General features: G+C 43.1%; 21 protein-coding genes. 7 read left to right on the top strand and 14 right to left on the bottom strand.

The window, feature by feature from the left end:
- Nucleotides 1-69: 69 nt before the first annotated feature.
- The 3 genes from RMX69_RS15395 to RMX69_RS15385 form a co-directional block, all read right to left on the bottom strand.
- A complete protein-coding gene (locus RMX69_RS15395) occupies nt 70-1,239 on the bottom strand; it encodes an NDP-sugar synthase (protein ID WP_289797235.1) in 1,170 nt (389 codons plus the stop codon).
- 568 nt (nt 1,240-1,807) lie between these two features.
- The gene (locus tag RMX69_RS15390) at nt 1,808-2,638 is read right to left on the bottom strand and encodes a segregation/condensation protein A (protein ID WP_099099244.1); all 831 of its coding nucleotides are present in this window, start codon (nt 2,636-2,638) and stop codon (nt 1,808-1,810) included.
- A 311-nt stretch (nt 2,639-2,949) separates the two neighbouring features.
- A complete protein-coding gene (locus tag RMX69_RS15385; RefSeq protein ID WP_322637956.1) occupies nt 2,950-4,035 on the bottom strand; it encodes an AI-2E family transporter in 1,086 nt (361 codons plus the stop codon).
- 127 nt (nt 4,036-4,162) lie between these two features.
- Here RMX69_RS15385 and pdxH point away from each other — a divergent pair, with 127 nt between their 5' ends.
- Nucleotides 4,163-4,807, top strand: coding sequence for a pyridoxamine 5'-phosphate oxidase (gene pdxH / locus RMX69_RS15380; protein WP_289797233.1), 645 nt, complete (start codon nt 4,163-4,165; stop codon nt 4,805-4,807).
- A gap of 127 nt (nt 4,808-4,934) precedes the next feature.
- Here the strand turns inward: pdxH and RMX69_RS15375 are convergent, their stop codons facing one another.
- The 4 genes from RMX69_RS15375 to RMX69_RS15360 form a co-directional block, all read right to left on the bottom strand.
- A complete protein-coding gene (locus RMX69_RS15375) occupies nt 4,935-5,552 on the bottom strand; it encodes an FMN-dependent NADH-azoreductase (protein ID WP_289797232.1) in 618 nt (205 codons plus the stop codon).
- A gap of 204 nt (nt 5,553-5,756) precedes the next feature.
- Nucleotides 5,757-6,338, bottom strand: a complete 582-nt coding sequence (gene pyrE, locus RMX69_RS15370) for an orotate phosphoribosyltransferase (protein ID WP_322637955.1) — start codon at nt 6,336-6,338, stop codon at nt 5,757-5,759.
- Between the two features lie 34 nt (nt 6,339-6,372).
- Nucleotides 6,373-7,275, bottom strand: a complete 903-nt coding sequence (locus tag RMX69_RS15365; RefSeq protein WP_289797230.1) for a DUF3153 domain-containing protein — start codon at nt 7,273-7,275, stop codon at nt 6,373-6,375.
- Between the two features lie 172 nt (nt 7,276-7,447).
- Entirely contained in the window at nt 7,448-7,990 is a 543-nt protein-coding gene (locus tag RMX69_RS15360; protein ID WP_289797228.1) for a tetratricopeptide repeat protein, read from the bottom strand.
- Nucleotides 7,991-8,160: 170 nt separating this feature from the next.
- Here RMX69_RS15360 and RMX69_RS15355 point away from each other — a divergent pair, with 170 nt between their 5' ends.
- The gene (locus tag RMX69_RS15355) at nt 8,161-8,559 is read left to right on the top strand and encodes a hypothetical protein (RefSeq protein WP_289797227.1); all 399 of its coding nucleotides are present in this window, start codon (nt 8,161-8,163) and stop codon (nt 8,557-8,559) included.
- 253 nt (nt 8,560-8,812) lie between these two features.
- On the opposite strand, the gene argB is transcribed toward RMX69_RS15355, so the two are convergent.
- Nucleotides 8,813-9,709, bottom strand: coding sequence for an acetylglutamate kinase (argB, locus tag RMX69_RS15350; RefSeq protein ID WP_289797226.1), 897 nt, complete (start codon nt 9,707-9,709; stop codon nt 8,813-8,815).
- Between the two features lie 317 nt (nt 9,710-10,026).
- Here argB and RMX69_RS15345 point away from each other — a divergent pair, with 317 nt between their 5' ends.
- A complete protein-coding gene (locus RMX69_RS15345) occupies nt 10,027-10,629 on the top strand; it encodes a Uma2 family endonuclease (RefSeq protein WP_069068652.1) in 603 nt (200 codons plus the stop codon).
- 27 nt (nt 10,630-10,656) lie between these two features.
- Here the strand turns inward: RMX69_RS15345 and RMX69_RS15340 are convergent, their stop codons facing one another.
- Nucleotides 10,657-11,187, bottom strand: coding sequence for a shikimate kinase (locus RMX69_RS15340; protein ID WP_289797225.1), 531 nt, complete (start codon nt 11,185-11,187; stop codon nt 10,657-10,659).
- Nucleotides 11,188-11,324: 137 nt separating this feature from the next.
- Entirely contained in the window at nt 11,325-11,474 is a 150-nt protein-coding gene (locus RMX69_RS15335) for a toxin-antitoxin system HicB family antitoxin (RefSeq protein ID WP_322637954.1), read from the bottom strand.
- A gap of 548 nt (nt 11,475-12,022) precedes the next feature.
- Here RMX69_RS15335 and RMX69_RS15330 point away from each other — a divergent pair.
- Entirely contained in the window at nt 12,023-12,217 is a 195-nt protein-coding gene (locus tag RMX69_RS15330; protein ID WP_289797223.1) for a hypothetical protein, read from the top strand.
- Between the two features lie 19 nt (nt 12,218-12,236).
- On the opposite strand, the gene RMX69_RS15325 is transcribed toward RMX69_RS15330, so the two are convergent.
- The 3 genes from RMX69_RS15325 to RMX69_RS15315 all read right to left on the bottom strand — a co-directional run bounded on the left by RMX69_RS15325 (nt 12,237) and on the right by RMX69_RS15315 (nt 16,094).
- Nucleotides 12,237-12,935: a LapA family protein gene (locus RMX69_RS15325; RefSeq protein WP_289797222.1), complete on the bottom strand. Its 699-nt coding sequence runs from the start codon at nt 12,933-12,935 to the stop codon at nt 12,237-12,239.
- 166 nt (nt 12,936-13,101) lie between these two features.
- Nucleotides 13,102-13,722, bottom strand: a complete 621-nt coding sequence (locus RMX69_RS15320; protein WP_289797221.1) for a flavin prenyltransferase UbiX — start codon at nt 13,720-13,722, stop codon at nt 13,102-13,104.
- A 17-nt stretch (nt 13,723-13,739) separates the two neighbouring features.
- Nucleotides 13,740-16,094, bottom strand: coding sequence for a ribonuclease R family protein (locus RMX69_RS15315; protein ID WP_322637953.1), 2,355 nt, complete (start codon nt 16,092-16,094; stop codon nt 13,740-13,742).
- Nucleotides 16,095-17,115: 1,021 nt separating this feature from the next.
- Here RMX69_RS15315 and RMX69_RS15310 point away from each other — a divergent pair.
- Entirely contained in the window at nt 17,116-18,000 is an 885-nt protein-coding gene (locus RMX69_RS15310) for a hypothetical protein (RefSeq protein ID WP_289797219.1), read from the top strand.
- Nucleotides 18,001-18,140: 140 nt separating this feature from the next.
- Here the strand turns inward: RMX69_RS15310 and clpP are convergent, their stop codons facing one another.
- The gene (gene clpP / locus RMX69_RS15305) at nt 18,141-18,752 is read right to left on the bottom strand and encodes an ATP-dependent Clp endopeptidase proteolytic subunit ClpP (protein ID WP_012412443.1); all 612 of its coding nucleotides are present in this window, start codon (nt 18,750-18,752) and stop codon (nt 18,141-18,143) included.
- A 478-nt stretch (nt 18,753-19,230) separates the two neighbouring features.
- Here clpP and RMX69_RS15300 point away from each other — a divergent pair, with 478 nt between their 5' ends.
- Nucleotides 19,231-19,386: a hypothetical protein gene (locus RMX69_RS15300; RefSeq protein WP_289797218.1), complete on the top strand. Its 156-nt coding sequence runs from the start codon at nt 19,231-19,233 to the stop codon at nt 19,384-19,386.
- Nucleotides 19,387-19,738: 352 nt separating this feature from the next.
- Nucleotides 19,739-21,796, top strand: coding sequence for a thioredoxin domain-containing protein (locus RMX69_RS15295; protein ID WP_322637952.1), 2,058 nt, complete (start codon nt 19,739-19,741; stop codon nt 21,794-21,796).
- Nucleotides 21,797-22,011: the final 215 nt, after the last annotated feature.

Below are 22,011 nucleotides of genomic sequence, written 5' to 3'. Positions count from 1 at the left end.
AATAAAGTTAAGAGTTAGAAGTGAAGAGTGAAACACAAAATAATAACTCCTAACTCCTAACTCCTAACTTTAATTTACGTTCGTCCCCAACAATTCCTCTATCGCTTGTCGTTCAACAGGGGTATGTGATGGTGGTGTCTGGCGGGCATCAGTAATCAGCCAGTCTAAAGCAGCAGCTTGAACATCGATCGCAGCGCCAGTTTTATCTACGCAATAACGTCCAAATACCAGCTTATCGACTAACCGGACTCCAGGACCCAAGCGCGACCATTCAAAAATCACGCTGTTTTCCACTGTTGCGCCACTACAAATCCAACAATTGGGGCCAATCATTGCTGGCCCGACAATTTTAGCTCCGTCTTCGATTCTCGTCATCCCGCCAATGTAAACGGGGCCTGTAATATCCACCTTGTCCCAATTGACGGCGACATTTAAGCCCGTGTAGATGCCGGGGGCGACTTCATGACCAGGAATTTGGACATTTTTGATTTCACCCAGCAGGACACCGCGAATCGCCCGCCAATAGTCTGGGACTTTACCAATATCTACCCATTCAAAGTCCATAGGAATGGCGTAAAAGGGGGCTTTGATTTCTACCAATTTGGGAAACAATTGGCTACCAATGTCATATTCAACATCAGAGGGAATATAGTTAAAAACTTCTGGCTCAAAGATATAAATACCTGTGTTGATGTTGGTGCTGAGGGCTTCTTCAGTTGAAGGTTTTTCTTGGAAAGCTTTGACACGACCATCTTCGTCAGTCACAACCACACCATAGCTAGAAACTTCTTCCTTGGGGACAGATTTAGTGATAATGGTAGCGATCGAGCCTTTAGCTCTATGCCATTTAACCGCCGCAGTTAAATCTAAATCAATCAAAGCATCACCGCACAAAACCACAAAGGTATCATCAAAAAAGGGTGAGAAGTCTTGGATACGCCGCATTCCTCCAGCTGAACCTATCGCTTCTCCCTCCAGTTTACCCTCGTCATTAATTTTCCCTTCAAACGAATAGGCAATCTGCACCCCAAACCGCTGACCATCACGGAAATAGTTTTCTATTTCCTCAGCCAAATGACTAACATTGACCATAATTTGGTCAAATCCATGTTGGCGTAACAGTTCCAGCAAAAACTCCATCACTGGCTTTTGCAGGATGGGAATCATTGGTTTGGGAATTGTATAGGTAATCGGACGCACGCGAGTACCCTTGCCAGCCGCGAGAATCATCGCTTTCATAAAAATTTATCCCTCAACCACAAGCCAGTTTACTTTCATCGAGTGATACTTAATCATCAGTTTTTATTTCTTCTCTAAGTCATCCCCCAGAATAGGGATAACAGGAATTTAATGGTTATTACAACCATCGATATACTTAGATGACAAGCGATCGCTTATCTTTTCAATTTACTCGGATTTTGGGGCTGAATCAAAAATCTATGACAATGTAGGCAGCAGCTATGCTGGAGCCAGGAGGAAAATCCCATAAAATAAATTCCTATTTTTCTCACAAGGAGGCCTGAAATCTTGATGCCAAGGACTCACGGATCACATATAAACAGTTTTTACCTCCGCCTCCTACCTGGTTGTTGAGTTTCGACTACGCGGCAGTTGAGCGTAGTCGAAACACTGCCTCCTGCCTTTCTTAGAGAAAATCTGTAGGACTATAACTACTTTTGACTTTCTTAGTACAGCTTTGCCTAAGTTCGTAGCGAATAGACTCAAAGAAACTTTGCGCTACTCTGCGCTATACTTTGCGCCCTCTGCGTTTAAACTTAAACCCTCAATTTGCTACAAATTTACGGACTTAGTTCATCGGATTCTCAAAAGGTTTGCCGATATGAGCTGAATCTCTAATTAAGCGAATTTTAATTTCATGATAAAAATCCTCTTGAAATAGCTCTACTTTTGATTGAGCTGAGAGTAATAGTAATGCCCAGAAAACGCTAACTAGATTACTGTGTTCAGACTCATGTCCAGACCCATTTTGCTTGAAAAGCTTTGTCTTAGTCCACAATTCTACAAGTTGTTCTAAATTCACCCAATTGTGTTCTAAACTTAGCTCTCTTGCCGACAATTTCAACACCTGCTCCAGTTCTCCAGCAACTTCTGTCAGATTTTCCTGGTGAGCTAACTCCAGCGCCTCCCGCATACTTTGGACGCTAGGTTGACGCCTAGGACGGATAGGTTTGCTGACTTTTTCTACTAGCTTCAGCTGGTTCGCCATAATCTGCAATTGCTCGATTAACTCTTGCAGAGTCACCCGGCGCTTTGGTGGCGGCATTGCCGCTGGACGACGACGCAATTGCCGTTCTAATGGTAGACGATGACCCTGATGTAATACACCGTCTTCACCTTCTAAAAGGGCATCATCTTCTATACCATCTTGTGCATCTCCGACTGTTGACAATTGCATCAAGGTATTGGCTTTGAATAATACCAACATTGATGCTGATAAAAATGCCTGTCCAGATTGAGACAAGTCCGCTTCATAGCCTCTTGTTATTGCCCCTGGTGCCATCAGTTCTAAATAGCGGTCAATCACCTCAATCACTTGGACATCCCAAGGATCAATTTCACCCTGCTCGGCTTGGTAAATCAAAAATGTGATTGTTTCTAACAGCTCGGAAGCTTCCATCAACAGGTTCTAAGTTAATTAATGAGAATCAAAAGACTGTAAATTCAACACTAAACTAATTGACTATTGGCAAAGCGTGTACTGTATATATTCGCTTGCGCTTCTTTTATTCAGAAATTGCCTGCTGGCAGTATCCTCTAAAATTTGTAATCGATCACCATTGTGAATTGTGATATTGGATTGTGCAACTTTTGAGTTGGGCATTGGACATGGAGAAGAGACAAGGTAGACAAGGAAGAGAGAGAAGACAAGGGAGAAACTTGTTCAATAATTCCCCCTTGTCCCCTTGTCTCCCCTGCTCCTCTGCTACCTTAATCAGGAGGAGGATCGTGACCAATAGTGACAGTTGAGACAAAATCACTTGGCTTACCGCTCTTAATAGCATCGAAAGTGCCTTTAATGGTACCAGCAATGGGAACAGCAACAAGTGTCCCTAATAACCCAGCAATCTCAAATCCCATCAAAATAGCCACAAAAATCCAGATAGGATTCAGTCCGATAAAATTGCCGAGTAACCTGGGAGCTAACAAGTTATCTTTAAGCTGCTGCATGAGAATTGCCGCGATCGCAACTTGAACTGCTAACCACCAATTTTGTAGTAGTACTAAAATTGTCACCAGACCAATACCCAGAGATGCCCCAATAAAGGGAATGAGTTCTGAGATACCGATTAATATGGCAAACAACAGGGCAAAGGGCACTTTCATCACTAAGAAAATTGGTGTCAGGGTTAGCACCATGAACAGTCCTAGTAACAACTGGCTGAGGAAAAAGTTCTGGAAGTTTAGGCGCAAGGATGTGGTAAGGGGATCTCCAATGTTAGAAGGCAAAAGATTGATCAGACCATACCAGACGCGATCGCCATATAAAAGCATATAAAATGCAAGCACGATAACTAACACTACGTTAAGTAATCCTGACAGCAGTGTGCCAGCAAACCCCACTGCCCCAGAAGCTAGCTGCTGCACTAGATTCTGAATGTTGGCATTGATTTGACTGCTCACAACCCTCAGATCAATTGGCAAACGTCGTTGTTTTGCTAGCATCTCATACTGCTCTAAGTTTGCTTGACTGGCGGTTAACCAGTCAGGGATTTTATTTAACAGTTGGATTGTTTGGTCAATGATCAACGGTACTAGGGTCACGCCCAGAATACCAAGCAGGGTTAATGTTACCAGTAAAACTATGATCACCGCCTGAGTGCGGGTGATCTGGGCACGTTCAAAGAACTTAACCGGGTAATTTAAAAAAAAAGCCAGAATCGTTGCAATGCTCAATACAGTAATAGGATGCTGGAAATAGCGAAAAAGCACAGACAGCAACCAGACATTAAGAGCGATAATGGGACCGCTCAGACCATAAATTAACAAGCGTTGAAGGGAGGCTGAACGGCGCATCTGACGCAACCTATTTTAGATATTTATTCAGAGAATTTGTAAAATTCTTGATGGCACTGATTATCATCATAGATATTTTTGACAAAGATATATATAAGCGTATCTGATAGCAAGGAAACAAATCACAATGGACAAAACGGTAGCTGACCTTCGCAAAGACTACACCTTGGAAGGTTTAAGCGAACTCGAAGTAGAACTCAATCCTTTTATCCAATTTAAAAAATGGTTCGATCAGGCACTAGCAGCACAACTCCCCGAACCCAATGCCATGACTATTGCTACAGCCACACCAGACGGTAAGCCCTCAGCTAGAATGGTGCTGCTCAAGGATTTTGATGAACGGGGCTTTGCCTTCTTCACAAACTACAACAGCCACAAAGCACAACAACTGGCAGAAAATCCCCAGGCGGCTTTAGTTTTTTGGTGGGCAGAACTGGAACGTCAAGTCCGAATTTCGGGGTATGTGGAGAAAGTTTCCGAAACTGAATCTGACCAGTATTTTGAAAGTCGCCCTGCCAAAAGTCGCTTGGGTGCGTGGGTATCTAATCAAAGCGAGGTGATAGAAAGCCGAGAAGTTCTTGAGCGACGCGTGCAGGAATTCCAGGGCAAATATGAAAATCAGGAGATTCCTCGGCCGCCTCATTGGGGAGGCTTACGAGTGATCCCCACAGAAATTGAGTTTTGGCAAGGACGCCCTAGCCGTCTGCATGATCGCTTACTCTATAGCCGTTTAGATAATAGCACTTGGAAAATTGAGCGATTGTCACCCTGAAGAAGAGGCAAGGGGGCAGGGGAAAAAGTTAAAGGGAAAAGGGAAAAGGGAAAAGGAATAAATTTAATCTTTCCCCTTACCCCTTTCCCTTTCCCCATACCCAATGCCCAATGCCCCGCATCACATATTACCACTGGGCGATCGCATCTTGAATTGCTGCTCTTGCTTCTGATAGAGATTGGGTACGGGCATCACCTTCATTCAGGCTATTAGCGTTAATAAATTGAATGTCTGTAAGCCCAATAAAGCCGAAAATTGCCCGCAGGTAGGGTTCTTGGAAGTCATAGGCAACGAAAGGAGATGTCGCGCTAAAGTCACCACCGCGAGCGGTAATGATAACCGCTTTTTTGCCCTCGACTAACCCTTTAAAACCCTGAGCTTCTATTGCAACAGTCCGATTAATGCGAACAATTTGGTCGATGTAAGCCTTAAAGGTGGAAGGTATATTAAAGTTATACATTGGCACTCCAAAGACGTAGCGATCGGCTGCCAAAAACTCATCAACCAGTTCGTTAGAAATCCTAAGTGCCTCAGTTAATTCTGGGGTATGGGTTTCTGGTGGTGAAAATGCCGCCGCAATCCAAGCTTCATCAACGTGAGGAACTGGGTGACGCCCTATATCTCGATAGGCGATCGCATCTTCAGGATGCGCTGCTTTCCAAGCACTGACGAATTCTTTGGATAATTCTCTGGAGTGCGATCGTTCACCACGGGGACTGGAATCAATATGTAGAATGTTTACCACCAAATATCTCCTGATTAACTAGGATTTACTGCTTTTACTTTCTTTGAGTCTCTATTTCAAAGCATTACATCAGATACTAAAAGTAAGTAGTTACTTTATGGTAACTACTAAATAATTTTGGCTAACTTATCGATGTCTGCTTTTACAAATCCTGATGCTTGCCCAATAAGTATTTTGATGTCCAAGATATTTTGATTGTGGGCTTCAAGACAATTCCATCCACACTGAAAGATCCTCCATATCAAATAGAGGAAGTTTTTGAATACCAGCTTTTTCGAGGCTGTTGTCTTTTGTACTTCCGCGCCAAATTACGCAGAGTACGAAGTCCACGATCGCTCCCTCATTACGCAATGCTTCGGTACTTTTTACAACCTGACCACCTGTTGTAATCACGTCTTCAATGATACACAATTTTTTCCCTTGAATATCAATTCCTTCTGCTAGCTTCTCAGTACCATATTCTTTTTTTGTCTTCCGAACAAAGACAACTGGTAATTCAACTTCTAATGAAATTGCTGTTGCTAAAGGAACTCCTCCTAATTCCAGTCCGGCTAAAATTTCCGTGTCTGGTGGAATCTTTTTGACCATTTCTTTAGCTAACTGCTTCAGTAACAAAGGATTAGATTCAAACTGATATTTATCAAAGTAATGGTCAGATATCTGACCAGAACGTAACCGAAACTCGCCTTTCAAATAGGAAACACGAACAATTTCTTTGGCTAATTCGCTATGACTCATTTTTACAAAAAGCTGGGGAAAAGGTAGAAAAGCCGATGGAAAAGGCATCGGCTTCGCTAACAATATTCAACAAATGAATAGTCTACTGTTCCTGGATTGCTGCTGCTTTCGGAGGAAACTGAACTCTAGGATCTGGCATAAAATTGTATCTCAAGTACAATCCTCCCGAAACAAACAGGATAATTAACAACCCACCAATTCCAAGGGGGCTAGGAAGCCAGAAAACTGCTTCTATGTGATTTAGCTCACCAGGCTGGAGTTTCCACACTAATTGATTGCCATTTTTTTCTGGCTCAATTGCAGTTTCAGTTAGTTGAATATTTTTGGCTCCCCAAGGAGTCTTTAAGCTAAATTCCAAATCGAGAATTGAACCAGCATTCGCCAGAACATTACCTTTACTGGCAATTAGAGAGAGCGATCGCAAATCCAAATCATAAATTAACCGATTTCGGACTAAAAGTAAAAAATTATTCTGCTCTAAAAGCACATTTGATTCAATTTTCGGCAGTTCTGAGCCAGATTCGCTCTGCACAGACTCAGAGGGTTGATTTGCACGGGAGTTAAAGAATTCGTTGAACTTCTCTTGCAATTCCGTACCATTGCTAAAAGGAATTGTGACGATGATTTCTTCTTGGGAAACTCGCTGTGCTTTACCATCAAGTTGACGGGCGCGGCGCTCTATGCTCTTTAACCATTCGTACACCGAATCGCCACTAAAACTCGTTAGCCGTTCTCCCAACTTAATATGCTGTACTAGTTCGCCACTATTTGAGTTGTCAAAATTAAGCCCGACATCGTACTTCACACAGCCAGTCAGTAGCAAGGATGTTAATATCACGAGCCACAGAATAGGATTTCGCATGGGAAAGACTCGGTGCATTCGATTTCGACCATTGAGTGGTGAGAGAAATTTTATCTTTGCCAACACAAAACTAAATGGTCTGACTAACAACAAGAAAATCTTTCCGAAAATTGAAGAATTCATAACTATAAATCTCCCCAAAAGTCAAACTTTTTAACCAATCTTGACTTCTTAGTATTGTTTGAGATTCCTGGAATACCATTTTGATTTCTCTGAGACTGGGTAAGAAAATATGAGTAAGATTTGGATCTGAATCTTCATTCAAATCTTCCCAGTCCCCAATCCAAAATTGTTATCAGCCAGGAGTTCCTGAAAAATTCAACCATACCAAGTACGAGATAGTTAAACCAATGGCAATTAGCGCCACCCAGATAAAGCGATTATCTCTGGTATTGACCTGACTGAGGTCAACGAATTCTGGCTCGGCAGGTTTTGGCTTTTGCTCCCCAGAAGATTTTGGAGACTTAGCAGGTACAGAAATTTTGAGTTCATTATCGGCTAATGCACCTAAATCGGGGATTTCGGTCATCCATTCGCTGGGTCTTTTCAGCTTTGGTGCTTTTAAGATATAAAGCATCTGCCGCGCTTGTTTGCTAATTTCAAAATGGGCGTGGCGTTTGAGTCTTTCGCAAAGAGCGATCGCATCATCCGTGCGTCCAGCCGCTTCATAAGCTGTTACTAGATGAATTTCTACTTCGCCCCCAAGACGAGAATTACGAGCTAACAGAGCGCTGGCCTTTTCTAAATTTTCTACGGCTTCACGGTATTGCCCATTCTCAAAGGCAACTTTCCCATTCTGGTAGCGGGTTTTAGCAATTTCTAAACTTTCTGTACTCACGTCTTATACAAAAATTAGCACTATTTTCATTTTGCCAATGCCAGCAATCTTTTTGGAATCTTTTCAAAAGCTGGCAATTTGAAAGTGGATAAACTTCTAAAATTTTAAGTAAGTAGCTGCGACTATTTTCTGATTAAAAATTCCGGTATCAAATGCAGGTGAGCAAAATTATGTTGAAAATAAAGCATTCGCAACTGAATTGGCTCCTAGCAGGTATGACTTTAGCAGTGATTGGTGTAACCATTGCTCCAGTTTCCGCCCAACGTGCGATCGTGAATGATGGTAGTTATGGAGTCAGGCGATCGTCGCCTTCTGTGGGTTCCTTTATTTATGGTAGTCCGATTCCTACGCCTATGCCTGTAGACCCAACAACGGGACTAATGCCACAACGCAATCATTACCGCGATTATTCCTATCCCCAATTCAGGCAAAATATCAGAAATTCCACCCTGATTAATCCGACAATTCGAGATTCAACCCTAGTTAATCCGGTAATTATCAATAATTCATGGCGTCGTACACCATTTAGCGGCGGGCGATCGCGGGTTATTATTACCTATCCCCGTTAGCAAGCAGAGGGGCAGGGGAGCAGGGGAGCAGGGGAGGTGAATAGACTTCTTGGCATTTGTCGGGGTAAAGGGGAAAGGGAAAAGGGTAAAAAAACTCAAAATCCTTTCCCTTTAACCTTTACCCTTTTCCCTAAGAGTGCAAAAACATATTTTTGCAAGAGGTCTAATATCAAAGACTCGTCCACAAGTAAAAAACGAGTTTTAATTTACCCAAAATTACAGTTACAAATCATTTTCCCAGCTTCCCCTGCCTCTACAACGTAAACTGCGAACCGAGAATCATCGTCCCAATCCCAACATCAGTAAAGATTTCTAGTAACAGGGCGTGAGGAATGCGACCATCAATGATGTGTGCTGCACGGACTCCTTGAGCAAGCGATCGCACACAACAACTCACTTTGGGAATCATCCCACCGCTGACTATACCATTAGCAATCAACTCGCGGGCTTCACGAATATCTACTTTCGGAATCAAAGTAGATTGGTCTTTGTAATCTTTTAAAATTCCACTGGTGTCGGTCAGTAAAATTAACTTTTCTGCTCCTAGTGCAGCAGCGATTTCTCCGGCTACAGTATCGGCGTTAATATTATAAGCTTGCCCCGTCTCGTCTGCGGCGACGCTGGAAACTACCGGAATATAACCATTGCTAGCGAGGGTGTCCAAAATCTTGATGTTAACATTGCTAACTTCCCCCACAAAACCGATGCCTTCTTGACCTTGGGGACGGGCTGTAAATAGATTACCGTCTTTACCGCAAAGTCCTACAGCCAATCCACCAGCTTGGTTAATTAGCGCGACAATTTCTTTATTGACTCGACCAACTAAAACCATTTCCACCACATCCATTGTGGCGGCATCAGTGACTCGCAAACCATTCTTAAATTGTGGTTCGATGCCCAGCTTATCTAACCAACTGTTAATTTCTGGGCCACCGCCGTGGACTACAATTGGACGCAAGCCGACGCAGGATAAGAATACAATGTCGCGGATAACTTTGTCTTTGAGTGTGCTATCTTTCATCGCTGCGCCGCCATATTTGACAACAACAGTGCGACCGGCAAATTGTTGAATATAAGGTAGTGCTTCGCTTAGTACACGCACACGAGTGGCTTCAGCTTGCCTGATGTATTCAGAATCGTTGTCCGTCATGAGGAGCCTAACAGAGAGAGTTAAAACCTATGCAGTCAGTGTAGAAGACTTTGTAACTCCTCACAATCTCTGCTACCAAAGTCGAGTATGTTTGTACTGGTGATTTTTGTCGGCCCAGATTGGGTTGAAGGGTAAACAATTCTCTGTTTCTGTGTGGGATCACAGTACCATTTTAGGAAAACTGTCGGCAACCAGTTCGCCGATTCAATACCTTTATTATCGACTCAAACCTCGCGTTGCAAACATAACAGATATTAGGCGATCGCTACTTCAAACCTCTAGAATTGAAATCATTCGGCTGAAGCTAGGGAATGAAAATGACTACGCTGCTAATTCAAACTGAAAGCACACCCCTAACGGTAAATTTCCCCTCCCTTGTGCAGATGACAAATGAGCAGTTCTACGAATTCTGCCAAGCCAATGGAGATTTACGAATTGAGCGTACTGCCAATGGGGAAGTCATCATTATGCCACCAGCTTTTTCAGATACGGGCAACCGTAACTTTAACATTGCTGCACAGCTTGGGTATTGGACTGAACAAGATGGCACTGGGATAGGCTTTGACTCCAGTGCAGGTTTTACACTACCCAATGGAGCGATGCGTTCCCCTGATGCTTCTTGGATTGAACTGGAGCGCTGGAACGCTTTAACAGATGCACAAAAAGCCTCATTTGCACCAATTTGTCCCAGCTTTGTGATTGAGTTACGCTCCTCTAGCGATCGCCTGATAAAATTACAAGACAAAATGCAGGAGTACATCGATAACGGTGCGTTACTAGGCTGGTTAATTGATCGGCAAAATCGAAAAGTCTACATTTACCGTATGAATCGAGAACTTGAAATTTTGGATAATCCCGAAGTAGTTAGTGGCAATCCAGAATTACCAGGATTTATCCTGCGTATGGGCAAAATTTGGTAACTTGAGTCTTCTTAATGAGAAACAGCTTTATTTCAGGATGCCAGGAATTCCCTCAAGTATTCGCTTGGCAACGTCTTCAGGTGTATCTCCCTCTCGCTCGGTGATGTGCAAATCGGCTTGAGAGTAAAGTGGGGTTCGTTGTTCGAGAAGCGATCGCAACTTAGCTTGAGGATCGGCATCTTGTAGCAGTGGTCTTGTGGTATCCTCAGCTAAACGGCTGTAAATTATCTCCACTGGCGTATCTAGCCACACTATCAAACCGTGGTGCAAGTAACCCCAATTTTCTCGCCGCAATACAATGCCCCCACCTGTTGCAATAGTCAATTTTGTAAAAGCACAAACTTGTGAAAGTACGTCGCTTTCTAACTGGCGAAACCTGGCTTCACCAACTTCTACAAATAACTGATTAATAGATTTACCTGTTGCTTGGGCAATGACATTATCGGTATCTACAAACCGATAACCCAGTTCTTTTGTTAGTAAGCGCCCTACTGTCGTCTTACCAACGCCCATAATCCCAATTAAGTACAGGTTGACTCCTTGTAATAAGCTGCTCACCAGTTACTTTGCTCCAATTATAAGTTTTGAGTGCTGAGTCACAGTTTTAAATTATAAACTCAACCACTCAATCTAGTATTTAAAAATACGGAGTTTTGCACCGATCGCGCAACTGGATAAAATTACTTGATTTCTAATTAAACCACTGCACTTAACAAACACACAATATTCTGATTGAGACTTACACCTTCACGTTCAGGAGTCTCAGCTAAACGACAATGTAGAGATTTTGACATCCGCACCAATAAATTATCACTAAGTAAGTTGGCATAATAAAACCAAACCATGTAAAGAAAGATAAGCTAGGCTAGAACCCTCTTCCCTTCTGCCTTATGCCTCCTGCCTCCTGCCTTATCCCAACAACAAATTTTTACACCAATCTACTTAACTTGGTCAATAAATTAACAATTATTCTGTGAAATTACCACAAATAATCAACGATGAATTTCTCAGAAATGTAGTAATTTTCCTAAAGTAACTTGGTATTTGCTGGATAACGATCGCTATGCTTAACCAAAAAATTAACCTAGCTTGTTTGAAACTTTATTTAAACAATATCTGTCTATCTAAATAATCAGGGTTTTTACCTTGGTGATTAATTTTAAGTATATACAATACTGTGTTTCTAACAGCACAGGGTCGTTATATCTAAAAGTTCAGTTATAACAAGACCCGCTCAATTAAATGTTTCTAATAAAGGTGTAAATAATGACTGATTTACCGCGATCGCCCAAAAAAAGCTTGCAAAGAAATTGAAGTTTCGACACAAAGACTACTGCATATTTCATCCCGATAAGCCTGAATGAATAAATATAGAATGAATGAGGTGTCAACCATGACTCGAATTCGTGACGTTGTAGAAAGAGCTTTAGCAACTGGTTATTTGACAGTTGAAGCTGAAGATCAACTACGACAACTGTTGACTACCCGATATGACTTGGAAGATTTTAATGCTTTCATGACTTTGCAGGAAGCTGCCATGACTGGTAAGGTCAAGCAGGAGTCTAGAGAGCGGTGTGGCATTAAATAGAGATGTCGCCTGCTACATCTCACCGACGGGGGCGTTTACCATCATCTTCAAAATCATCATCATCCTCAAAAAATTCCCAATCATCATCATCTGCTTGATTGGTAGTCGGCGGCTGATAAGGAGGGATAATTACTCGGTAATCAGCATCGTAAATTGATTCAGTTTTTCCCGCAGCCGTATTTTTTGGCTCGCGGTAGCTGTAGGAGTAAACTGAACCAGACCGAGAACTGCTTTTGGCTTCTGATTGACGTTCGTAAGTTGTAGAATCTCTAGGCTGTTGAGCTTGAGAATTAGGAATAGGCGCTTCTTCTGAGTTTTCATCAAAGTTCCAATCATCTCCACTGCTATTTGTCTCCCAATCATCAAATTCCTCACTGCTAGACTCTTCTCTTTTACTAGCTGTTGGTGGAGGACTCGCAGGACGAGATGTCGGTTCTTCTCTCCGGGTTGCCTTCGCACGACTTGAAGGGGCGGTTGCTCTGTTAGGAGTTTGGCGTTGTCCTGCCACAAAATAATTGGATAAATTAAATAAGGTAGCAATCAATATCGATGTGAAAGCACCAGTGGCAGTACTGAACAAAATCCATATCGCTAGTGGTAATGGTTGAGTTCGCACGCCCAAAAATACTAGCGATAGGGCAGGTGAGAAATTTTGGACTAATAACAGCGTTAGTCCTCCCAGTACTGCCACCAATAGAATTAAGCGAATTACAGCCATAGCAATTTTGTCAGTTGTCAATTATCAGTGGTCAGTTATCAATAGTCAGCGATCAGTCTGGTTATTCTTCACTAATTACTGTTCACTGACTACTGACACTATCAGCCATCTCTATCATTACCTTTTTAGGACTATTGTGAAATTTACAATAAATCCACTGAGGGTGTTAACGACGACCTTGCCACCGCTGAATTGGAATACAGTCAATATCTAGTTGATCTAAAGCACGGGCAACTACAAAATCAACTAAATCCTCGATGGTTTGGGGATTGTGATACCAAGCAGGAATAGCGGGGACAATTCTCACTCCAACTTCTGCTAAAGAGGTTAAGTTACGGAGGTGGATGAGACTAAAAGGCGTTTCACGAGGGACAATAACCAGCTTTCGCCCTTCTTTGAGTTGAACATCCGCTGCCCGTTCTAGTAAATCGGAACTCAAGCCAACCGCTAACTTTGCCACTGTACTCATGCTGCATGGAATAATCATCATCCCTAGAGTGGCAAAGGAACCACTGGCAATTCCGGCTCCGACATCGCTCCAAGGATGACACCGGAGTTTACCGGAAAGTGCAACACCAGCTTGCTCTCGCCAAAATTGTTCTTGCCCGGTTGGCTCTGGTGGCATCCGAATTTCCTGTTCTGACTGCCAAACCATGTAAGTTGATTTAGAAGCAACCAATTCAATGCTATACTCCGCTTCTAGCAAAAATTTGATCGCGCGAACAGCGTAAATCAGACCAGATGCGCCCGATACGCCTAAAATTAAAGGTTTGGTGTTATTTGACACGTAAGTTTTAGTGGATTTTACTCATCCTCAGAGTAAGGATCTAGGTCATCAGGCTCCATATCATTTGGTAAGTAGAGGTCTGACAGGTCGTCACGAGATTCATTACCAGTTAAACCTTTGGCAACGCCATCGCTGCCTACTGTTACCAAATCAATTTGCTGACGGTAGTAATCGACACTCTTCACTTGGACGGCGACGCGATCGCCTAATCGATAAGAAGCGCGATTTTTGCGCCCAAATAGTGCCTGTTGTCTGGCGCGATATTCATACCAATCATCTTTGAGAGAACTGACGTGTACTAATCCCTCTACCCGCAAAGGCACACCAGGATTACTGCTGGATTCTACCTCGGCGGCTGGTACTTCAATTTCCACAAAGAAACCGTAGGATTGAACCCCAGTAATCACGCCTTGAAATACCTGACCGATGCGTTGCTTCATCAGTTGGGCTTTTTGCAGTCCAGCTAAATCGGCTTCAGCCTCTTGGACTTCTTTTTCTCGGTCGTTGATTTGGACAATTACCCTAGTTAAATCGCTTTGGAGTTCTTGCTGCAATTCTGGGGGTAAAACGTTCCAGTTAATTTCCTCGTGGCTGGAAGAGTGGCGCAGGTTAACCCGCTCTCTGACACGGGTATTACGGCGATCGCGTCCGTTTTCGAGTAGCGCGTAATACACTCTCTGCATCAGCAAATCTGGGAAACGCCGCAAGGGAGCGCTAAAGTGGACATATTGCGGTAGTGCCAGACCAAAGTGAGATCCTTTGGTGGTACTGTATGCAGACGGCTTAAGTGTATCTTGTAATAAGTAAGTAAGAACTTGCTCAGAGGGAGATTCCGCAAAAGCTGTGGTCAAATGTTGGTAATCTAAGGGTTGGATATCGACTTCTGGATCTAATGTGAGGTCAACGCCTAAATTGACTGCCAATTTCAGCATTTCCTGAACATCTTCAACATCGGGAGTACCTTGGACTCGCCAGATAGCGGGAACACCAAGAGCATTTAAGTGAGTTGCAAACAGTTGGTTAACTAACAGTACCAACTCCGTGAGTAGCGATCGCACTGGTAAATCATTCACCACCACAGCGCCGAGAATCCCCTCATCATAATAGGCGTTTTGGCTAGGCGGCAGATTCAACTGGAGGCTACCACGATTCAAGCGTACCTGTTTGACGGCTGTTTGCAAGGCTTGGAGGTCTTGTAGGATTTGGGAAACCTGTGATGATTTATCTTGAGCTTCACCTGTGAGAATTGCTTGAGCTTCTTCAGTAGTTAGTGCAGTTTCGACATTAATGACGCTGGGTTGAATTTCCCATTCCAGGACTTCTCCCGATTTGGGATCAATGGTAATTAAAAAAGAGATGGTTAAGCGATCGCTCCCAGGTACTAAAGAACAGCGTTCAGCTACAGCTGGGGGCAAGATTGGCAACACCAGTTCTCCGAGATACACTGACTTGCCCCGTTTGAGTGCTTCTCTATCTAGGGGTTCGTCAGGTTGGACAAAGTGAGAAACATCGGTGATATGAACGCCCAAAAGCCAATTTCCGGCTAAGTTTTTTTCTAAACTAAAAGCGTTCTCGATAATTTTGGTATCGCTATTTACCCCTTCAATAGTGAGAGTAAACAAATTACGCAAATCTAGCCGATTTTTCAGGTCTGCTTTGAGGAGCTTTTTGGGCAACTTGGCGGCTGCTTCTAGAACATTATCTGGAAAAGTCCGGGAAAGGTCGTGTTTGCACGTAACTAAATCTATATCAGCAGCAGCTTCGGCATCACTGCCGAGGATTTGCACGACTCGACCAAGGGGAGGATATTGTGCCAATGGATAACGCAAAACTTCTACATGAACCAGATGATCGATCGCTTCTTCTAACTTTGCCCCGTTAGGTTGAATCTTGAGTTCAAACAGTAAGCGATCGTCTAAAGGCACAGCTCGGAAACCAGTTTCCACCTGCTTGATTCGTGCCAGTAAAGTGTGGTTAGAACGTTCGAGAATCAGCTTCACCTCCCCTTCTGGAGAGCGGCGGCGACTACCTTCTTTCAGAACTCTCACCAAAACGCGATCGCCATTCCAAGCATTACTCAAATGACTTTCGCGGATGTAAATATCCTCGGCTCCTTCCACATCTTGAATAGCAAAGCAAAAACCTTTACTAGAACAACGGAGTTTTGCCTCAATTATGCCGTCTTCTGAGACACGCCGATACTTGCCCCGTTCTTTTACTAAAATACCGATTTTTTCAAGAACATCTAAGGCAATGTGAAGTTTTTGTAAACTTTTTTCATCTTCACAGCCAAGTTTCTTTTCTAAAACCTTCCGAGCTACCAATTTATCATCGGTGAAATTGGCAAGGAGTGTAGCGATTGAAAATTCCATGCAGTGAACCGACCTTTGGTCAAAACATCATTTGTTGTTTAATCTGGTTCTTTTCTGTATACCCTCACGGCTTACAGAAACAAGCTAGAAACTAATTGCCCTGAAGCAAGCTTCCTCAGTTCTAAGGAAAGGAAGCCCGACCCAGTGTAAGAGCGGGAAACTACTCCCGCAGTTCCTTTGCAAAGAAGCCGACCCACGGACAATTCTGGGCGTTTACGAACTTCTCACTGCACGATGCTCTCAGAATTCGCCTGCGTTCAACTTCCTTCACCTAACCAAACTTAAGATTGCACGCCTGATTAAAATCTAGCCCCGCTAGTTAATTACGCGACGGGTTTTTGAGAAGCTGGGTTTAGAGAATCCATACTGCCCAAAAGCGCTATGCAGGGGAGCCACTGCCATCCTGGGGTCTCCCCAAGTGGAGGAGGTAGTGCGGTCTTGGGGTCTCCCCAAGTGGAGCAACTGCCGTCAAGTGGCGTGGAAACTACAGGTGTTTGATTGTCTAGAGAGAAGGTAATTTTACGCCATTAGACTCTGATTTTTAACTAGGAGGAACTGCTGGTGAACCCAATTTTCCCACATGTAGAATCGGTAACAATTAGGTAAGCAGCTTAATGAGCAGCGAGGGCGAACCTTATCTCCATTATTGTAGATTTAGAGCGCACTTCCAGAGAATAGTTCTAGATATCGACTTGGGTAATCAGTATAGCATTGCAAGCAAGACTACCCAGACAAGTTAGCACTGACCAAAAATTTCGTCAAAAAATAGCTACTGCTACAATTGGGACACCAGGCAAAGCAAGAATATCACCTTGACAGATCAGAGCAGAGAATTATACCTACTCATCGCCTGTCAAGAAACTGATGACATATAGTAAGCAATTAAAATGAATAAATGCAATATTGGCAGGCATCCTGGGTATCGAGTGGATGTAAATTAAAGTAAGGGCAGCTGATCTCGCTTGAACATACAAGCAGTATCAACACCGTTATTAAAAATATTTAGATTGGTAGCAGTATTATGTTGGCTCAATTCCAGAGCTTGTATCCCCAGGGCAGTTTGATTTCTGAATTAGTGCAAATTTTTCAAGGAAAATATATTGTCCGGGCAAGCGTGCAAATTGAAGGCGTAACCCGTGCTACGGGTATGGCAGCAGCAGAAACAGTAGAAGCCGCAGAAGACCAAGCTATAACTAGGGCGCTGATAGTTTTGGGTATTACAAATGCGCCACCAGAATCAGTGACGTTGATCTCAAATCCAGTTTCCCCGGTACAGCTAAATCCTTCCTTGAATACTAAAGGTGGATTTAGTGAGCCTACTGCTTATTCCTCTGCAAAAAATGAGGATTTTGTTAGTAGTCAGTGGCCAGCAGTCAGCGACAAGGAAATATCTATACCGCCTTCCAAAGAACGGAACATCAAACCAGAAGTAGTAACAAATAGTAAGGAACAGTACGGTTACAGCAATGCTGCGCCTCTAAACGATACCTATAGCCAGGATTTAGGTCAAAACTTTCCGATGACTGCCAACCGGGAGCTAGAATTCGATCCTCCAGTTGAGAACTTAGAAATAAATTTTGATAACCAGCCAGAAAATCAAACCTTTCCGGCAATTTCTGCCAATAATGTCACACCATTTACACCCCGGAGTTATAGCCCTCAAGAAAATGCCACTACCCCGTCAGTGACAGGAAAGAGAAAGAAAAAAGCTGAACCCGTGGATTTATCAGATGTAATTGCTAAAACAGATGTCGAACTTCAGCGTTTAGGCTGGACACCAGAACAAGGACGGGAACATCTGATTGAAACCTACGGTAAGCGCGGGCGGACTTTGCTAACTGAAGAAGAATTACACGGATTTCTCAAATACTTACAATCTCAGCCAGATCCAATAGCAGGATTTTGATTTCCAACTTCTAAATCGAGTTTTGAACTTCTAATATCAAGTTTTAAAGTCAAATAACCCCTCTTCAGTTATGAAGAGGGGTTATTTTTGGGGTTTAAGGGAATTAAAAGTGGTAAATCACCATTTACCAATCGTGAGTATTAATTAACAGCAGCAACTGCTGGACGACTACCAGCGGCGTGACGGTCAATCACTTGGTCAATCAAACCGTACTCTCTGGCTTCCTCTGGTGACATGAAAAAGTCACGTTCAGTATCTTCAGCAATGCGCTCAATTGGTTGACCTGTATGGTCAGCTAAATAGTCATTTAGCCGCTTCTTATGGTACAAAATTTCCCGCGCCTGAATTTCAATATCAGTCGCCTGTCCTTGAGCGCCGCCTAAAGGTTGATGAATCATAATCCGAGAATGGGGTAAACTCATCCGCTTACCCTTAGCACCCGCGCTGAGGAGAAAAGCACCCATACTCGCTGCCAATCCGGTACAAATTGTACAGACATCAGGGCGAATATGCTTCATAGTGTCAAAAATGCCCATACCAGCCGTCACCGAACCACCGGGAGAATTGATGTACATATAAATGTCTTTCTCCGGGTCTTCAGCATCCAAATACAGCAGTTGGGCAACAATCAAGTTAGCAATGTTGTTATCAACTTGTTGTCCCAAAAAGATGATGCGCTCACGTAACAGCCGTGAGTAGATGTCAAAGGCGCGTTCACCTCGACCCGATTGTTCAATAACGATAGGAATCATGGAAGCGTGTTTGTGGCTACTTTAAATACATTTTATCGGTGACAGCACGAAACTGGGGCTGATCTCTACTATTCCCAGGTAGATATAAGTAAATCTTGGCTTTTCTGTCTTTTTCAACAAAGGAGCAAAATGTGATTTTGCAATAGATTCAACCTCCAAGGGCACTTTTTAGCGACAAAAGCTGTCTAAGAAGATATCCCGGTTTAGGGAAGAATAAATCAAAAAACTTCAATTGTCGCCAATCTTATATCTCGGACTTTGCTGTACAACCTTGGCGATGTATTGACTAAACCGATAACCGAAATCCGATTTGCTTAGGAAATTATGTTAACTAGCAGTAACATTTTAAACATTTTTTTAGGATTTCCTTCGGCATTTATCAAGTTATTTTTGTTAGATTCGGTAAATCGGGAGTACGAGGTGTATTTAGAATAACCAGTCGTAGTTGAAATGCTATCCATTCAGAGAGAGACGTGCCATGCTGGAAAAACTTATGCAAGCCGCCATCATCACCTTCTTGCTCCATCTGATAGCAGGACTTAGCCCAAATACTTTAATTCAAACAAAGACAGCATCACCTATGCAAGAAACGCCACCAAATATTGTTAGCTTGCTATTGCGATCTTTTCAATAAGAATGTTTCATAAGTTGCACAGGTATAAGTAAGTTGCCGTAAATAAACCCAACTATATATATAGAAGATGCTTCCCTTGTAGTTAGCGCTAACTACAAAACTGCATTTTTTTACATCAACTTACTAGGCGATATTAAAAACAAAGGGATAATTCGCTCGTTGAGTTTCTTACTTAATGTACATATAGCGGTTCTCGGTTGAGTGAGGTACAAGAACCCCACCCCCAACCCCCGCAAACGAGGAGGGAGGCTAAGATGTATCTCATGTGATTAGGAAACGCTATAGTTGTCTAGGCTAACAAGCCTGAGAACAGGCTAGACTGAGCAAAGAAGGCAACTAATTGCATTTAATCATGACTAATCGCCTTGCTGAAGCTAAGAGCCTCTATCTCCGCAAACACGCCGAAAACCCGATTGATTGGTGGCCTTGGTGTGACGAAGCACTTGCAACTGCAAGGGCGCAAAATAAACCGATTTTTCTTTCCATTGGCTACTCTAGTTGCCACTGGTGTACTGTCATGGAAGGCGAGGCTTTTTCTGATATTGCGATCGCTGACTACATGAATATCAATTATCTTCCCATCAAAGTAGACAGGGAAGAAAGACCTGACCTCGATAGCATCTATATGCAAGCTTTGCAGATGATGAGCGGTCAAGGGGGTTGGCCTTTAAATATTTTTCTTTCCCCAGAAGATTTAGTGCCGTTTTACGCTGGTACTTATTTCCCTGTAGACCCGCGCTATGGTCGTCCGGGATTTTTGCAGGTGTTGCAAGCGCTTCGCCGTTATTACGATACAGAAAAACAAGAATTACAACAACGTAAAGCCTTAATTATTGAGTCTCTGCTCACGTCTGCGGTGTTGCAAGACGGTACAACAACTGAGCTTGAAGACCATGAATTACTCCGCCAAGGTTGGGAAATCAGTACAGGTGTAATTACTCCTAATCAATCTGGTAACAGTTTTCCGATGATTCCCTACACAGAATTAGCACTACGGGGAACTCGATTTAATTTTGAATCTCGCTATGATGGCAAGCAAGTTTGTACCCAACGAGGACTAGACTTATCACTGGGCGGCATTTATGACCATGTAGCCGGTGGTTTTCATCGCTATACTGTTGACCCGACTTGGACAGTACCCCACTTTGAAAAGATGCTCTACGACAATGGACAGATTGTCGAGTATCTGGCTTCTTTATGGAGTGCAGGAGTACAAGAGCCATCCTTTGAGAGGGCGGTTGCTGGGACTGTACAATGGCTGAAGCGGGAAATGACTGCGCCTGAAGGTTACTTCTATGCTTCTCAAGATGCGGACAGCTTCACTGAACCAACGGCGGTAGAACCAGAAGAAGGAGCCTTTTACATCTGGAGTTACAGCGAATTAGAACAACTGTTAACGCCTGAAGAATTAACGGAATTACAACAACAGTTTACGGTGACGCCTAACGGCAACTTTGAAGGACATAATGTTTTGCAAAGACGCCATTCAGGTCAACTGAGTGCAACGCTGGAAATGGCACTGAGTAAGCTGTTTACCACTCGTTATGGCGTTAATTCTGAGTCGCTGGAAACTTTTCCCCCGGCTCGGAACAACCAGGAAGCAAAAACCACTAACTGGCCAGGTCGCATTCCCTCGGTGACAGATACAAAGATGATTGTCGCCTGGAATAGCTTGATGATTTCCGGGCTAGCTAGGGCTGCTGGGGTTTTCCAACAACCTTTGTACCTGGAATTAGCAGCACGAGCGGCAAATTTTATTTTGGAAAATCAGTTTGTCGATGGGCGTTTCCAGAGACTCAATTATCAAGGAGAGCCAACTGTTTTAGCGCAGTCTGAAGATTACGCTTTGTTTATTAAAGCTCTCTTGGATTTACAAGCTTGCAACCCTGAGCATAAGCAATGGTTAGAAAATGCGATCGCTATCCAAGATGAATTTAACGAATTTCTTTGGAGTGTAGAATTAGGTGGTTATTATAACACATCGAGTGATTCTAGTCAAGATTTAATTGTCAGAGAGCGCAGTTACGCAGATAATGCGACACCATCAGCTAATGGAATTGCGATCGCTAATCTTGTCCGTCTGGCCCTACTCACCGATAATCTAGATTATTTGGATTTAGCGGAACTTGGTTTGAAAGCTTTTAAAAGTATAATGCATCGCGCTCCCCAAGCTTGTCCCAGCTTGTTTACAGCTTTGGATTGGTATCGTAATTCTACCTTGATTCGCAGCACAACTGAGCAAATAAACTCTCTGATCCCCAAGTTTCTGCCGGTGGCTGTGTTTGCCATCACATCTGATTTACCAGAGAGAAGCGTTGGCTTAGTTTGCCAAGGCTTGAAGTGTCTTGCACCAGCAGAAAGTGTAGAGCATTTATTGCAGCAGGTGGAGAAAAGTCAGAATAGAGGGTAATTTTTAATTCGTAGCGGTTTTTAAACGCAGAGGGACGCTGAGGAAAGGGACTTCCAACTAAAACATCGCTGTCTAGGCAGGGGAGCAGGGGGCAGGGGGCAGGGGGAGAAAGAAAAATATTATCTGAGTAAATTGGATAATTTATTTTCTGGAAGTCCCAAAGCGCAGAGGTACGCAGAGTTTTTTAAGAGAATTTGCTACGAACTTACAAAATT

It is taken from the genome of Nostoc sp. EspVER01, assembly GCF_034530635.1.
Lineage (GTDB): Bacteria > Cyanobacteriota > Cyanobacteriia > Cyanobacteriales > Nostocaceae > Nostoc.
This window is presented reverse-complemented; position numbering and strand designations above follow the sequence as displayed.